Origin of the sequence: Hymenobacter psoromatis, from assembly GCF_020012125.1 — a bacterium.
Classification (GTDB): domain Bacteria; phylum Bacteroidota; class Bacteroidia; order Cytophagales; family Hymenobacteraceae; genus Hymenobacter; species Hymenobacter psoromatis.
Genome location: NZ_JAIFAG010000001.1, coordinates 117191 through 130704, shown reverse-complemented (window position 1 = coordinate 130704; position 13514 = coordinate 117191). Strand labels below are relative to the sequence as shown.

Genomic DNA, 13514 nt, shown 5'->3' with positions numbered 1-13514 from the left:
TTTCCCCTACCCCATTTGTTTTACTACAACTCTGCTACCTTGCGGCCCCGTTGGCCGTACACGCCAGACGTTTCTTCACTTTTAAATTCCTAGCGTCATGGCGCACAAAGCAATTGAAATAACCGATGCCAACTTCGAGGAGATTATTAACTCGGACAAGCCGGTACTCGTGGACTTCTGGGCCGAATGGTGTGGCCCGTGCCGCATGGTAGGCCCGGTGGTAGAGGAGCTAGCCGGCGAATTTGAAGGCAAAGCCATCATCGGTAAAGTAGACGTGGATGCTAACCCGCAGACTTCTATGAAGTTCGGTATCCGCAGCATTCCTACCCTGCTCGTATTCAAGAACGGCCAGATTGTGGATAAGCAGGTAGGGGCCGTGCCCAAGCACGTACTCGCCCAGAAGCTCGAAGCTCAGGTGACGGCGTAGTTGCCCGCCCACTAGCCACTTATAGTATTAAACCCCCCGTGCCAGCTCTGGTACGGGGGGTTTTTATGGGTGAGGCAGCCACTGCTAGCATACTTGGGCATTGTGCTTTTGGCGGTAGATAGCCCGGCTGGCGCGGCGCTCGTCGCCCCAGATTTCGCGGTGCTCGTCCGGCGTCACGATGCCATCGGCGCGGGCAGCGCGCTTGTCGGCCGTGATGTCGGCTTCGCGCGTGCAGGCACGCCGCCTCGGGGCGGGTTAGCTCACCCGAGGCTACCCCTTGGCGAATGCGGGCCCGCTCGGCTTGCTGAGTATTGCGCGGGGCCGGGGTTTGAGCTTGAACGCTGGCAGCCAATAGGAGAAGCGCGACTACCGCCGAAAACAACTTATTTTTTATGAGAATAGTAGTCAAAAAGGGCAAATAAGAACCCGTGATGTCTTATTGTTGGATGCGAAGCTAGCCAGCGAGTTTGATAAGCAGACTGTCCACGGCAAGTCAGATGCGGCCGGCCCTGCTATATTAGGCGCGCGTTCTGCCAGCTAGGCAGTCACCTTCACCACCTTTCCCTACCCCCATGAACCGCTTTCTTAGTTTTCTTGCTGCCCTGTTGATAGCGGGCGGCCTGTCGGCCCAGGCTCAAACGGCCCCGGCTAGCACCATGAGCAGCAGCTCGACCAAGATGACGACGACTAAAACGGCCCCGGCCGCGATGTCGCATACTACTACCACTACCAGCACCAAGGGCATGAAGGCCGATGGCACGCCCGATATGCGCTACAAGGCCAATAAAGTGGCCAAATCGACCACCACCAAAACCGGTCCGATGAAGGCTGACGGCACGCCCGACATGCGCTACAAGACCAACAAAACAACGACTACCTCTAAGACCAAGATGTAGAGTAGCCCCGCGGCCATCACTTAAAAAGCCCTTTCGACCAGAGTCGAAAGGGCTTTTTAAGTGATGGCCGGTCCTGGCCAACAAGGGGGGTAGGATGCTCAGTCGGCCTTGAGCGCGACGGGCCGGCTGAACAGTTCATCGAGCAACACCAGGGTTTCGGTCCGCACTACGCCCTCAATTAGCTCAATGCGTTCGCGCAGGATGGCCCGCAGGTGTTCGTTGTTGCGGCAGCGCAAGCACGTAAAAATATGGTAAGGGCCGGTAGCAAAGTACGCATCCGTTACCTCTATTATTTCACGTAGCTTTTCGGTTACGACTGCAATGAACGCATTGCTAAGCAGCGTGATACCGATATAAACCTGGGTGCCATAGCCCAGCTTGGCCAGGTCGAGCGAGAGAGTAGCCCGGCGCACAATACCCAGTTCTTCCAGGCGGTTCATGCGCCCATGTACCGTGCCCGCCGACACCTGAATCTGACGGGCAACTTCGGAATAAGGCAGCTTGGCATCCTGCACTAAAATATTGAGGATACGGTAGTCAACCATATCCAGCTCATACGTACGCACCATGAGAAAAACTAGCAGTAACGACACAAATTTAGCTCGAAACTGGTATTAATATTATATTTTTTAGCAAAAAAAAAAGAAGCTCTTGTTCTTAGGGGCTGCTTACCAGTATCTTTGAGGTTAGGTAAACGCGACTGGCATTTATCTACTCACAATGTAGTGTGGTGAAACTGGCAGACACGCCCTCCTATCTCGGGGGTGAAGACACTGGGATAAAGCGCTCGCTCTTCGGAGCGCGCGGCTAACCACTTCGTGGAGGTTCAAGTCCTTCCGCTACAGCGCGTGCTAAGAGGCGATTTTCTTCGGAAAAGCCGCCTCTTAGTCGTTTAGGGGCCTTAGCGTAGGGCCGCCAATTTCAGTAAGTTAGCGGTATTTGGACGGTCGGGGCCAACTCCCCCTGTCAGGATGCGTACTTTTGTGATACTAGGCTGCCCGACCGTTCGTGTCCGTAGGTAGCCAGGCACATGGGCTTACAAGTATTCCTGACTTTTTTACTGATTTTAGTAAACGCTTTTTTCGTTGCTGCCGAGTTTTCCCTTATCCGGGTTCGCTTCTCGCAGCTCGAACTCAAGGCCAAGGAGGGCAGCCGCCTGGCCGGACAGGCCCTGAGGGTGGTGCGCCGCCTCTATGATTACTTGTCGGCCACGCAGCTCGGCGTCACGCTGTCGTCGCTGCTGCTAGGAGCCGTGGGCGAGCAGCTATTTACGGGCCTCGTGCTCGACCTGCTACCCCGCCTGGGCCTGACCATCAGTCTAGCAACGGCGCACAGCATTGCCGTCACGGTGGGGCTGATTATTCTGACTTTTCTGCACGTGCTCTTCGGTGAGCTGTTTCCGAAGGCGCTGGCCATTCAGCGGCCCGAGGCTATCAGCCTGGCGCTGGTGGTGCCGTTGCGCATCTTCTACCTGGGCACGCTGCCGCTAACCTGGTTTTTGTCGAAAGCTTCCAACCTGCTGCTCGGGGCGGTGGGCCTGAGCAGCGCGCACGGCAGTGCCGAAGCCCATACCTCCGACGAGTTGCGCCTGCTCATCGACCAGAGTAAGGAGAGCGGCCAGATTCAGGACTCAGAGCACGAGTTGATTGAGAATGTCTTTCAGTTCAACGACCGCATGGTGAAGCAGATAATGGTGCCCCGCACCAAACTCGCTGCCGTGAACGTGAACGCCACCGACGACGAAATCCTGGAGCTAGTATTCAGCGAAGGCTTTTCGCGGTTGCCCGTGTACGAAAACAACATCGATAATATCGTGGGCGTGCTCTACGTCAAGGACTTACTACCCCTGGTTCGGCGGCAGCAGCCCTTGGAGCTTGCCCGCATCATGCGCACGGCTTACTTCGTGCCTGAGACCAAGAAAATTAACCGGCTGCTACGCCAGTTTCAGCGCAAGCACCTGGTAATGGCCATCGTGAGTGACGAGTTTGGCGGCGTGTCGGGTATTGTCACCATTGAGGATATTATGGAGGAGTTGGTGGGCGAAATCCAGGACGAGTACGACAACGAGGTGCCCGTAGTGGAGAAGATTTCGGAGTCGGAGTACCGCGTGAATACCTCCACGGCGATTCCCGACGCCAACGAGTACTTGCCCTACCCCCTGCCCGAAGGCGAAGACTACGAAACCGTGGGCGGCCTGCTCAACGTGCTCTACGGCAACATTCCGGAGGTGGGCGACGTGGCCGTGCTAGAGCCTTACGAGTTTCGGGTGCTGAGCCGTGACCGCCGCGTGGTAGAGCTGGTGCAACTACGGGTGCTGAGCCCGGCCGCGCCGGCCAGCGAGCCCACCGATGCCCTGTAGCAGACAACGCGGTGCTTCCGACCCACAAAAACGCCCCCGGCACGCATACGTGCCGGGGGCGTTTGGCTATCTAGTTAATAGCTGCCGTATTAACTAGATGTTGTTGAAGATGAAGATAATGAGACCTACCACAATAGCAATTGCGCCAATCGTATCGAGGAAGCCCGACCCTACGATGAGGCCGATAATGAGCACCGCCAAACCAATGACGGCGAGGCCTAGGTAGGCCGACGACTTGGCCGTGGCGTGCGCCGTACCGGCCGTGTTCTGCTGGCGCGTCTCCGCTTTAGTCAGGCGGTTGAGTACTTTTTTCAGCATTATTCGCTGCACCAGATTGGGCTTGGCTGTAGGGGTAGCAGCAAAGGCTGGCGCAGCGGCTACCGGGGCAGTAATTTTAGTAGCGGCCGCCCGAGACTGGGTGGCAACTGGGAGGGCAACGGCGGGCACCGCCACCGAAACCGGCAGCGTGGTAACGGGCGTACTGGCTACTGCCTGGACTACTGAGGCTGGCGCGGCGACGGCCGGCGCAGCTGCTACCGGAGCCTTGGCCACGACGTGTGAGGTAGTGCCCAGATAGGCGGGCACGCTGGGATTGAAGGCGTAGTTGGCCCGGCTGCATGAGCTGAGCGAGGCGGCGGCAAAAGTCAGGGCTGCCAGGGAGCGATAAGTATTTTTCATGGGAAAAGGCTGGAAGGTGTAGGCCGCTATACGCGACTTACGATTAACAAGGTTCTCTCATAACGCACTTCTCCTTAGACCTATAGCCGTGCTTAACCAGGAATTTTTGGGATAAGTACTTTTAAATAAATCACTTATTTTTTATCCCGTTCCGCTTTAAACTCACGGGTGTTCAGTGAGCTTTCCGCGCGCAACTGCTGCGATGCGCGTCACGTGGAGGCATTAGCAACGGCCCTCTCCTACCGCACTAGAAGGCCCGCCGGGCTACACCAATGAGCAGCTAGTGCGAGGCCAAAGGTGCTTATTACAGGTGCAATACTTTTTGTTTTCCTCGCACTGAACTACCCCTGCGCCGGCTTTTATAAGCAGTCAAAATAACTAATCCAATTATTAGTAAAAAGTTCGTTTCCATTATAGCTTTACGCGCCTTTTATAGAAAAACAATAGTGCCTATCCTTATGGAAGCCTCTAGACTACGACGCTTAGTTACCTGCCTTATCGACTTTGGGTGCAGCTTTTTCCTTTTTCTGGCGGTGCTACGGCTGCTACCCGCTAGGCTTGTGCCTGTTGAATCTTACCGCTTTGTGTTATTAGGAAGCACTTTTTTGTACTATGCGGTCAGTGAGATGCTATTCGTTCGAACTGTAGGAAAGCTAATGACGGGCACCAACATTGTAACCACTACTGACGAGGAGCCGGCACGGGGCCAGCTGCTCGTGCGCACTGCCTGCCGCTTTCTGCCGCTAGAGCCACTGAGTCTTTTATTTAGCCGCCGGAAACTGAGCTGGCACGACCGCTTTTCTAAGACTAAGGTTATCTATTTAGGAACTTAAAACTGGCATATCTTTGAAATAACCATTCCCTTTTTTCTGTCACCTTTTTTCTTTCTCTCGCATGTCAAAACTCAAACAAGCTACTGCCTGCGGGCTAATCCTGCTCTCCCTTTCCGCAAGCAGCTGCGCCACCATCTTCGGGGGCCCGGTAACCGACTACCAGCGCACAAAGCCCGCGGCTGGCCAGCCACAACGCTCCGTGCGGGTAGGCGCACTAATCGCCGACATCGTACTATTTTTACCTAGCCTAGTTGTTGATTTTGCCACCGGGGCCATTTACAAGCCCCAAGGCAAGTAGCCGCTAAAAATGAGCGGAAGGCCATGCAGCTACTTGGGCTGCATGGCCTTTTTATTTGTTACCAAACCAGCTGGCGTACAGCTGATAATTGGCGGCCGTGCGGCTTATGCCCTCGGCCTGCACCGCGCTCACGGGCTTTATTTTTTGAGCGGGCACGCCGGCATAGAGGTAGCCGGGCTCGCAAACCGTGCGTTCGAGCACTACGGCCCCGGCCGCGATGAGGCAGCCGCTTCCCACCACGGCGTGGTCCATGACGATGGCCCCCATACCGATGAGCACGTCGTCGGCCACGGTGCAGCCGTGCACGATGGCCCGGTGCCCGATGCTCACCCGCGAGCCGATGGTGAGGGCCGCCTTTTCATAGGTACAGTGCAGCACGGCCCCGTCCTGGATGTTGGTTTCGTCGCCGATGCGGATGCGGTTGACGTCGCCCCGCACCACGGCCCCGAACCATACGGTACAGCCCCGGCCCAGCACTACGTCGCCCACCACGGTCGCATTGTCGGCCAGAAAGCAGTTGGGGCCGATGATGGGCCAGATTCCGTGAACGGGGAGCAGCAGTGCAGGCATAGGGGGTAGTGTAAACTAGGCGCAATGTAAAGCAGCCCGGCCGGCGGGCTATTAACTAGCGTGGAACCCTGACCTTCACCCAGCCGCCATTAAGGAGCACTAATTTCGAATTAATCAAGCAGTTACCCTCATGAAAAATCCATTGCTACTCTTCGCTACCCTCTTGACGCTGGGCGTGGGAACTGGCGCGTGCACGCCCAACGACAAAACGGACTCAACGGCCTCGACCACCGACAACGCCGCGGCCGCGGCCGATACCGTGGGCGCGCGGCAGCAGCTAAAGCAGGACCGGGCCGGCGTCCGGCTAGATAGCGCCGGCACAACGCCCGTTCGCGGCCAGCCAACCAACTGAGACTGCCTTGAAGAGACGTGAAAAAAGCGCTGAGCGACGGGTTACCTTTCGTGAGGAGGTTTGATTAAGCGGTGAACTTTCATTTGTTATTCACCCGCAATTTTTTTCTCCATGAATACTTCCCTCAAAACCCTGTTTACCGCCGCCATCGCCCTGAGCTTCACTGCCTGTTCGAGCGAGACCGCCAAGAAGGAGAACGCCGACGGCACCACGACGACCACGACGGAGGTAACAACTCCCAGCACGGACTCGGTAGGCACCAAAATGGACGCCGCCGGCGACAAGATGGACGCCAAAATGAACGCCGCTGGCGATAAGATGAACGCTAATATGGACGCCGCCGGCGACAAGATGGACGCCAAAATGAACGAGGCTGGGGCTAAGATGGATGCCGCTGGCGACAAGATGCAGGCTAACGCCGCCGAAACCAAAGCTAAGATGGACGCTAAGATGGACGCCGCCGGCCACAAGATGAATGCGATGGGCGACGCCGCCGCCAAGTCGGCCCGCGAAACCAAGGAGAATATGCAGAATTCCGTAAAATAGTACGGCCTTTAACCCTTGCCTCCGAGCCCGCGCCTACCCGGCGCGGGCTTTTTGGTGCGCTGGTCGGGCGGGGCGGGTGTATTTTGCCGCGTGTTATTTCGCCGCCGCCCTCCCACCGTTCCCGCCGACGTACTCTCCGACCAGGAGGTGCTGGCGCGCTACCGCCAAAGTGGCGACGTGGGCGCGCTGGGCGTACTTTATGAGCGGCACTTGCCAGAAATATTCGCCGTATGCCGCCGCTACCTGGCCCCGCCCGATGAGGATGCCCAGGACGCAGCCATGCAGCTCTTCGAGCAATTGGTGGTGAAGCTGCGCAGCCACGCGCCCGACAATTTTTCGGCCTGGCTCTACACCACAGCCCGCAATTTTTGCCTGATGGAGCTGCGCGCCCGGCAGCGCGGCACAGCCAGCGGCGGCCCGCTGGTGCTCTTCCCGGAAGCTATTGACGTGGAAAATGCCGCCGCCCGGCATCTACCCAATGCCATTACCGAGGCCGAAGCCGACCGCCAGCACGAAGACGACCTGCAAGCCTTGGAGCTGGCCCTGAGCCAGCTCCCCCCCGAGCAGCGCCGCTGCCTGGAATTATTTTACCTGGAAGAAAAATCGTATCAGGAAATAGTGGCCGCTACCAGCCTAGCCCTCAACCTAGTGAAAAGCCACCTGCAAAACGGCCGCCGAATGCTCAAGCGTAGCATAGGCAAGGAATGGAGAATGAAGAAGGAGGAATAAGAAGTCATTTCTTCAAGCGCTTATATTCCCCCTACCCCCCCAAAATCACGTCCTCATTCCACCTTCCTGATTTCTATTTAAATATGCTGCCTGCCCACCCGCTGCTGAACGCTACTGCCCCAGCCGGCCCGCACCTGCCGGTAGCGCTGCTGCGCCAGTATGCGGCGGGCACGCTGGCCCCGGCGGCCCGGCACCGCGTGGAGGCTCACACCCTGGCCTGCGACCGCTGCGCCGACATGCTGGAGGGCCTGCTGCAAACCCCGCCCGCCACCACCGACCAGGCGCTGGCCCGGCTGCAACAGCGCCTCCGCCAGCGCGTGCAACCGCCTGCCCCGGCCCGGCTGGCCCGGCGGCCCCGGCGGCACCGCTGGCTGGGGCCGCAGCTGGCCACGGCGGCGGCGCTGCTGCTGGGCCTGCTGGCCGGCGGCTGGTGGGCCTGGCAGCAGCGGCAGCGCCCAGCCGTGCCAGTCGCCAGCGTAGCGCTCCCCAGCCGCACCGAGACCCCTACCCCCCCCGCCCCGGCCAACGCCAGGGCGGTAGCCAGCCAGCCATCACCCACACCCACGCCCACACCCATTGGGGGCTATGCGGCCCTGCATGAGTATTTGCAAAAAGGTGCTGCCGCATTCAACCCGAACCCCCAGAACGGCCCACGCCGCATGGGCCGGGTGGTGGTGCGGCTACGCATCGGGGCCGATGGCCAGGTGCAGCGGGCCGAGACCGTGCGCAAGCTGCGCGCCGACTATGATGCCGAAGCCATGCGGCTTCTGCGAAAAGGCCCTACCTGGCAGTCTGACCTCAACGCTAGCCCGACGGTCGATGTGACGGTAGTATTTTAGGGATTGGGGATGACAGTCCGGTAATGCGAGCAACGTAAAGCAATCGCAGCCGAATGAGTGTCGTTCGGCTACGATTGCTTTGCGTTGCTCGTAATGACAGGCGATTAATCCCTGGCCCTTACTCTCCTGCTCTCTACATCTTCATTCCGGCCCGGAACGAACCGTCGTCCACGGTTTTCAGGAATTTGCGAAGGCCGGTCATGTACGTTTGTTGGTCATCATACATGGCCATGTGGCTACCCTGCGGGCAGATGAGGGCGGCCCCCTGCTTCACCTGGGTGGCAATCCAGGCCATGTGGGCGGGGTCCATTGTGTCGTACTTCCCGCCAATGCTCAGCACCGGAATTGTGAGCTGGGGCAAGTCCTTGGTACGGTCCCAATGGGTGAGCTTGCCCGAAATGCCGAACTCGCTGGGACCCTGCATCGTCACGTAGAGCGATTGGTTAATCTTGCTCATGGCGCGGCGCACCGGCTCGGGGTTAGGCACAATACGGCACAAGTGCTCGGCATAAAAATTGGGTTCGAGCAGGCCCATGTAGCGCGGGTTGCCGAAGTCCTTTTTAGCTTCAATCTGCCGGATTTCCTGAAGCACTTCGGGTTTTAATTGCTTGGCCAATACCTCGTCGGCATACTTGCCGTAGGCGGGGCAGCTCATCATCATATTACTAATAATGAGACCTTTGAGGTTTTTCTGGTATTTGAAAGCGTACTCGGCAGCCAGGATGCCACCCCAGGAGTGGCCCAGCAGGTAGAAGTTATCCTTATTGAGGTTGAGCGCCTGGCGCACCTGCTCCACTTCTTCCACGTAGCGCGGCAGGCTCCACATGCTGGTGTCGCGGGGGTTGTCGGAGTTGCCGCAGCCCAGCTGGTCGTAGTAAATAAACTCCACCCCATCCTGGGGCAGAAAGCTTTCCATGCACTCAAAGTACTCGTGCGTAGCTCCCGGCCCGCCATTCAGCAGCAAAAGCTTGATTTTTGGGTTGTTACCGAACTTCTTGGTCCAGACGTTGAACGTCCCCTTGGGGGTAGTAATGGGAATAACTTGCACGCCGCCGGTTTTCACGCCCGTTTCCTGGGCTGGGAAGTAGGCGCTGGACGCAGCGGCCGGGGTAGTAGGGGCACTGGGCTGGCAGGCGGGCAGCGTGGCGGCCAGCAGCAGGCCGGCGGCGCGGCGAGCGAGGGTAGAAAAAGGCATAAGTCAGGACTGAGCGGCACGGGCGTTCGTACCAGTCTGCCAAGCTACTACGCGAATCTTTTGAAGTCAAAAAGCCGCCGGCCAAAATGACCGGCGGCTTCTCTCCTAATGGAAGGTAACTACCCGCTGTACCCACCGCCGCTTTCGGGCTCGGTGGCGCTGCCACTGGGCTTAGTGGGGGTAGGCAGGTCAGTTTCGGTTTTGATTTCTACGTTTTCGTAGTCGGGCACGCCGTCGCCTTGCACGGGTACGGGTGGCTCGGTGTGGGGGTCGGGGGTAGGCTGGCTCATGGAAGCAGGAATAAAGTGAGGGGGTAGGGACTTTTGGAAAGCAAACGAGTTTACGCAGCTGGCCTCCTAATGGCTGCCGGCCGCCGGGCCAGGGTTGTACTTTTGCACGGGCCGCCGGCCGGTTTTTACCGGTTTATCCGCCTACCATTTCATTCCTTTCCCTTCTTCCTGACATGAATTTTCGGACTGAAAAAGATACGATGGGCCCCGTGCAAGTGCCCGCCGACGCCTACTGGGGCGCGCAAACGCAGCGCAGCATCGAGAACTTCCCCATCGCGCAGGATATCAACAAGATGCCGAAGGAAATTATCCAAGCCTTCGCTTATCTCAAGAAAGCCGCCGCCCTCACCAACCGCGACGCGGGCGTGCTCGACGCCGACAAAGCCGCCCTCATCGGGCAGGTGGCCGACGAGATTCTGGCCGGCCAGTTGGCCGACCAATTCCCCTTGGTGGTGTGGCAAACCGGCTCGGGCACGCAGTCGAACATGAACGTGAATGAGGTGATTGCCTACCGCGGCCACGTGCTGCAAGGCGGTCAGCTAGCCGACGAAAAGAAGTTTCTGGCTCCCAACGACGACGTGAATAAGTCGCAGTCGAGCAACGACACCTTCCCAACGGCCATGCACATCGCGGCCTACAAGATACTGATGGACAACACTATTCCTGGTATTACCAAGCTGCGCGATACGCTGCGGAAGAAATCGGAAGAGTTCAAGCACATCGTCAAAATCGGGCGCACGCACTTCATGGATGCCACGCCGCTGACGCTGGGCCAGGAGTTTTCGGGCTACGCTTCGCAGCTCGACCACGGCCTGCGGGCCATTCATAATTCCCTACCCCACCTCAGCGAGCTGGCGCTGGGCGGCACGGCTGTGGGCACGGGCATCAACACGCCGCCCGGCTACGCCGTGAGCGTGGCCCAGCACATCGCGGAGCTGACCGGCCTACCCTTCGTCACGGCTGAAAACAAGTTTGAGGCACTGGCCGCCCACGATGCCATCGTGGAAGCCCACGGCGCGCTCAAAACGGTGGCCGTGAGCCTGATGAAAATCGCTAACGACGTGCGGATGCTCAGCAGCGGCCCGCGCGCCGGCATCGGCGAAATCTCGATTCCCGACAATGAGCCGGGCTCCAGCATCATGCCCGGCAAGGTAAATCCCACGCAGTGCGAGGCCATGACGATGGTTTCGGCCCAGGTAATGGGCAACGACGTGGCCATCACGGTGGGCGGCTCGCTGGGCCACTTCGAGCTGAACGTGTTCAAGCCGGTGATGATTTACAACTTTCTGCACTCGGCCCGCCTCATTGGCGACGTGTGCGCGGCCTTCAACGACAAGTGCGCGGTGGGTATTGAGCCCATTTTGCCCAATATTAAGAAGCACGTCGATAGCAGCCTGATGCTGGTGACGGCCCTCAACCCGCACATCGGCTACTACAAAGCCGCCGAAATTGCCCAAACGGCCCACAAAAACAACTCGACCCTTAAGGAAACCGCCGTGCAGCTCGGCTACGTCACCCCCGAGCAGTTCGACGAGTGGCTGAAACCCGAGGACATGGTAGGGGAAATTTAAGGGATGAGGGATTAAGGGGAACGTCATGCTGACGGAGGAAGCATCTCTGCCGCGTAAGTAACTATAAATTATGAAGTTACTTACGCGGTAGAAATGCTTCCTCCGTCAGCATGACGTTCTTGTTTACTCTATTCTCATTAATCATTAATCCTTGTTCAATATCGTTCTACACCTTTCGGCGCGTGTAGCGCGATGGTAACTGCACAACGGAGCACGAAAGCTGGCTCAAGGCCGATATTTACAAGCTTTTCATGCACACGCCCACTTCGCGGCGAAAACACCTGGCGGAAGTGCACGCCTATGCGGGCAGCTTTGTTTTTGCATCTTTGCGGCTGCTTTACTTTCTGCCAGCCATGCCTTTAGATTTCACTCAAAACCTAGTCCTGGAAAACAGCCGCGTGCGCCTGCGCCCGCTCGAAACCGCTGATTTTGAAGAATTAAAGGCCATCGCCTTTGACCCTGCCATCTGGCAGTTCACCATTACCCGCGCCGACGACGCACTGAGCCTGGCCGCCTACGTGACGGCGGCCGAGCAGGCGCGACAGGCCGGGCAGCGCTACCCCTTCGTCATTATTGACCGGGCCAGCGGGCGGCTGGCAGGCAGCACTAGTTACTATACGATTGACCTGGATAACCAGAAGCTGAGTATCGGCTACACCTGGATGGGCACGGACTTTCAGCGCACGGGTCTCAACCGGGCGGCCAAGCACCTGCTGCTGGGCTACGCCTTCGACCAGCTAGGCTGCGAGCGTGTGGAGCTGGAAACTGACAGCCGCAACCATAAGTCGCAAACGGCCATGCGCCGCATGGGGGCCACTGAGGAGGGCACCCTGCGCAGCCACCGCGTTCTACAGGATGGCTACCGGCGCGATACGGTCATTTTCAGCATCTTGCGGCCCGAGTGGCACGAGTTGCGCCGCACCACGTTTGCCGAGTACAATGTCTGAGCCGACCGGGCCCGCGGCCCTACCCCCCGCCGGGCGGCCGGGCCTGCTGCGCCGCCGGGTAGCCAGCTTCGGGCACGCGCTGCGAGGCGTGGGTAGCGCGCTGCGCTCGGAAGTGCATTTGCAGCTGCACGCGGTAGCTACGGCGGTGGTGTTGGGGGTAGGGCTTTATTTTCAGTTGAGGCCCACGGAATGGGCCCTGGTGGCGCTGGCGGTGGCCGGCGTGTGGGCCGCCGAGCTGTTCAACACGGCCATTGAAACGCTCACTAATCTGCTATCGCCGGGCTACCACCCGCTGGCGGGCCGGGCCAAAGACGTGGCAGCCGGGGCCGTGCTGCTAGCCGCGCTGGGCGCGCTGGCGGTGGGTAGCTGCGTGTTCGGGCCTAAAATCTGGGCCTTACTGCCGCGCTAACTATTCGAGCCGGTTGGCGTAAGGGTAAACGCTTTTAACGCTCCCCTTTTCCTGCTTTTTGCCATGCGCCGCTCGTTTACTCCGTTTATCGCGCTGCTTGCCGCGCTACCCCTACTCTTGGTATCCTGCCAGCAGGATGTGGTAGTGAACACGCCTACTACTCCCCCCGTCGAAGGCTTTGTGAGCCAGCCCGATACGCCGGCTCCTACCAGCACGAATACCGTGGACCCCGTGCCCGCCCGCGACATGCGCCTCGATAGTACTGCCCGCCCTATTTGGCTACAGCGCCACATTCAGGGCATACTGGCTGAGCGTAAACGCAACCCCATTATCCGCGTCACCCGCTACAAGTACGATGGCGAAACGGTCTACTACGAGTCGGCCCCTTGCTGCGAGCAGCAGTCTACCCTCTACGATGCGAAAGGCCAGGTGCTATGCCATCCCGAAGGCGGCCTCACCGGCAAGGGCGATGGCCGCTGCGGCAACTTCGATAAGCGCAAAACCGACCCCGAGTTGGTGTGGGAGGACCCGCGGTAAATTTTTCAGTCAAATACTAAGAGAACGTCATGCTGAGC

At 58.7% G+C, this 13514-nt stretch carries 17 protein-coding genes; 12 read left to right on the top strand and 5 right to left on the bottom strand.

The features are described 5' to 3' along the window. The first annotated feature begins 97 nt into the window (after positions 1 to 97). Positions 98 to 427, top strand: a complete 330-nt coding sequence (gene trxA, locus LC531_RS00625; RefSeq protein WP_223648390.1) for a thioredoxin — start codon at positions 98 to 100, stop codon at positions 425 to 427. A gap of 572 nt (positions 428 to 999) precedes the next feature. Further along, on the top strand, positions 1000 to 1323 hold the full coding sequence (locus LC531_RS00620; RefSeq protein WP_223648389.1) for a hypothetical protein: 324 nt from the start codon (positions 1000 to 1002) through the stop codon (positions 1321 to 1323). A 98-nt stretch (positions 1324 to 1421) separates the two neighbouring features. Here the strand turns inward: LC531_RS00620 and LC531_RS00615 are convergent, their stop codons facing one another. Then, positions 1422 to 1892, bottom strand: a complete 471-nt coding sequence (locus LC531_RS00615) for an Lrp/AsnC family transcriptional regulator (RefSeq protein ID WP_223648388.1) — start codon at positions 1890 to 1892, stop codon at positions 1422 to 1424. Between the two features lie 461 nt (positions 1893 to 2353). Here LC531_RS00615 and LC531_RS00610 point away from each other — a divergent pair, with 461 nt between their 5' ends. Continuing rightward, entirely contained in the window at positions 2354 to 3682 is a 1329-nt protein-coding gene (locus LC531_RS00610; RefSeq protein ID WP_223648387.1) for a hemolysin family protein, read from the top strand. Between the two features lie 93 nt (positions 3683 to 3775). Here the strand turns inward: LC531_RS00610 and LC531_RS00605 are convergent, their stop codons facing one another. Then, positions 3776 to 4360 carry a hypothetical protein gene (locus LC531_RS00605; RefSeq protein WP_223648386.1) on the bottom strand — a complete coding sequence of 195 codons (585 nt, stop codon included), beginning with the start codon at positions 4358 to 4360 and terminating at the stop codon, positions 3776 to 3778. Positions 4361 to 5254: 894 nt separating this feature from the next. Here LC531_RS00605 and LC531_RS00595 point away from each other — a divergent pair. Further along, entirely contained in the window at positions 5255 to 5491 is a 237-nt protein-coding gene (locus LC531_RS00595; protein WP_223648384.1) for a hypothetical protein, read from the top strand. A 51-nt stretch (positions 5492 to 5542) separates the two neighbouring features. Here LC531_RS00595 and LC531_RS00590 read toward each other — a convergent pair whose 3' ends face one another. After that, the gene (locus tag LC531_RS00590) at positions 5543 to 6061 is read right to left on the bottom strand and encodes a gamma carbonic anhydrase family protein (RefSeq protein WP_223648383.1); all 519 of its coding nucleotides are present in this window, start codon (positions 6059 to 6061) and stop codon (positions 5543 to 5545) included. A gap of 130 nt (positions 6062 to 6191) precedes the next feature. On the opposite strand from LC531_RS00590, the gene LC531_RS00585 reads away from it, so the two are divergent. The 4 genes from LC531_RS00585 (at position 6192) to LC531_RS00570 (ending at position 8527) form a co-directional block, all read left to right on the top strand. Continuing rightward, positions 6192 to 6413, top strand: coding sequence for a hypothetical protein (locus LC531_RS00585; protein ID WP_223648382.1), 222 nt, complete (start codon positions 6192 to 6194; stop codon positions 6411 to 6413). A 111-nt stretch (positions 6414 to 6524) separates the two neighbouring features. Beyond that, positions 6525 to 6959 carry a hypothetical protein gene (locus LC531_RS00580; RefSeq protein WP_223648381.1) on the top strand — a complete coding sequence of 145 codons (435 nt, stop codon included), beginning with the start codon at positions 6525 to 6527 and terminating at the stop codon, positions 6957 to 6959. Positions 6960 to 6974: 15 nt separating this feature from the next. Continuing rightward, a complete protein-coding gene (locus LC531_RS00575; RefSeq protein ID WP_223648380.1) occupies positions 6975 to 7688 on the top strand; it encodes an RNA polymerase sigma factor in 714 nt (237 codons plus the stop codon). A gap of 83 nt (positions 7689 to 7771) precedes the next feature. After that, positions 7772 to 8527 carry a zf-HC2 domain-containing protein gene (locus LC531_RS00570; RefSeq protein ID WP_223648379.1) on the top strand — a complete coding sequence of 252 codons (756 nt, stop codon included), beginning with the start codon at positions 7772 to 7774 and terminating at the stop codon, positions 8525 to 8527. A 133-nt stretch (positions 8528 to 8660) separates the two neighbouring features. Here LC531_RS00570 and LC531_RS00565 read toward each other — a convergent pair whose 3' ends face one another. After that, a complete protein-coding gene (locus tag LC531_RS00565) occupies positions 8661 to 9722 on the bottom strand; it encodes a proline iminopeptidase-family hydrolase (RefSeq protein ID WP_223648378.1) in 1062 nt (353 codons plus the stop codon). A gap of 119 nt (positions 9723 to 9841) precedes the next feature. Beyond that, on the bottom strand, positions 9842 to 10012 hold the full coding sequence (locus tag LC531_RS00560) for a hypothetical protein (RefSeq protein ID WP_223648377.1): 171 nt from the start codon (positions 10010 to 10012) through the stop codon (positions 9842 to 9844). A gap of 173 nt (positions 10013 to 10185) precedes the next feature. Between LC531_RS00560 and fumC the strand changes: the two genes are divergently transcribed. The 4 genes from fumC (at position 10186) to LC531_RS00540 (ending at position 13476) form a co-directional block, all read left to right on the top strand. Next, positions 10186 to 11583: a class II fumarate hydratase gene (fumC, locus tag LC531_RS00555; RefSeq protein WP_223648376.1), complete on the top strand. Its 1398-nt coding sequence runs from the start codon at positions 10186 to 10188 to the stop codon at positions 11581 to 11583. A gap of 353 nt (positions 11584 to 11936) precedes the next feature. Continuing rightward, a complete protein-coding gene (locus LC531_RS00550) occupies positions 11937 to 12530 on the top strand; it encodes a GNAT family N-acetyltransferase (RefSeq protein ID WP_223648375.1) in 594 nt (197 codons plus the stop codon). Further along, the gene (locus LC531_RS00545) at positions 12523 to 12939 is read left to right on the top strand and encodes a diacylglycerol kinase family protein (protein WP_223648374.1); all 417 of its coding nucleotides are present in this window, start codon (positions 12523 to 12525) and stop codon (positions 12937 to 12939) included. The genes LC531_RS00550 and LC531_RS00545 overlap by 8 nt, the downstream gene beginning before the upstream one ends. A 63-nt stretch (positions 12940 to 13002) precedes the next feature. After that, on the top strand, positions 13003 to 13476 hold the full coding sequence (locus LC531_RS00540; RefSeq protein ID WP_223648373.1) for a DUF6970 domain-containing protein: 474 nt from the start codon (positions 13003 to 13005) through the stop codon (positions 13474 to 13476). Positions 13477 to 13514 lie beyond the last annotated feature (38 nt).

What these genes read in the sequence shown, in the direction of transcription:
- trxA (WP_223648390.1), top strand. Translation starts at nt 98, where the DNA reads ATGGCGCACAAAGCAATTGAAATAACCGATGCCAACTTCGAGGAGATT.
- LC531_RS00620 (WP_223648389.1), top strand. Translation starts at nt 1,000, where the DNA reads ATGAACCGCTTTCTTAGTTTTCTTGCTGCCCTGTTGATAGCGGGCGGC.
- LC531_RS00615 (WP_223648388.1), bottom strand. Translation starts at nt 1,892, where the DNA reads ATGGTGCGTACGTATGAGCTGGATATGGTTGACTACCGTATCCTCAAT.
- LC531_RS00610 (WP_223648387.1), top strand. Translation starts at nt 2,354, where the DNA reads ATGGGCTTACAAGTATTCCTGACTTTTTTACTGATTTTAGTAAACGCT.
- LC531_RS00605 (WP_223648386.1), bottom strand. Translation starts at nt 4,360, where the DNA reads ATGAAAAATACTTATCGCTCCCTGGCAGCCCTGACTTTTGCCGCCGCC.
- LC531_RS00595 (WP_223648384.1), top strand. Translation starts at nt 5,255, where the DNA reads ATGTCAAAACTCAAACAAGCTACTGCCTGCGGGCTAATCCTGCTCTCC.
- LC531_RS00590 (WP_223648383.1), bottom strand. Translation starts at nt 6,061, where the DNA reads ATGCCTGCACTGCTGCTCCCCGTTCACGGAATCTGGCCCATCATCGGC.
- LC531_RS00585 (WP_223648382.1), top strand. Translation starts at nt 6,192, where the DNA reads ATGAAAAATCCATTGCTACTCTTCGCTACCCTCTTGACGCTGGGCGTG.
- LC531_RS00580 (WP_223648381.1), top strand. Translation starts at nt 6,525, where the DNA reads ATGAATACTTCCCTCAAAACCCTGTTTACCGCCGCCATCGCCCTGAGC.
- LC531_RS00570 (WP_223648379.1), top strand. Translation starts at nt 7,772, where the DNA reads ATGCTGCCTGCCCACCCGCTGCTGAACGCTACTGCCCCAGCCGGCCCG.
- LC531_RS00565 (WP_223648378.1), bottom strand. Translation starts at nt 9,722, where the DNA reads ATGCCTTTTTCTACCCTCGCTCGCCGCGCCGCCGGCCTGCTGCTGGCC.
- LC531_RS00560 (WP_223648377.1), bottom strand. Translation starts at nt 10,012, where the DNA reads ATGAGCCAGCCTACCCCCGACCCCCACACCGAGCCACCCGTACCCGTG.
- fumC (WP_223648376.1), top strand. Translation starts at nt 10,186, where the DNA reads ATGAATTTTCGGACTGAAAAAGATACGATGGGCCCCGTGCAAGTGCCC.
- LC531_RS00550 (WP_223648375.1), top strand. Translation starts at nt 11,937, where the DNA reads ATGCCTTTAGATTTCACTCAAAACCTAGTCCTGGAAAACAGCCGCGTG.
- LC531_RS00545 (WP_223648374.1), top strand. Translation starts at nt 12,523, where the DNA reads ATGTCTGAGCCGACCGGGCCCGCGGCCCTACCCCCCGCCGGGCGGCCG.
- LC531_RS00540 (WP_223648373.1), top strand. Translation starts at nt 13,003, where the DNA reads ATGCGCCGCTCGTTTACTCCGTTTATCGCGCTGCTTGCCGCGCTACCC.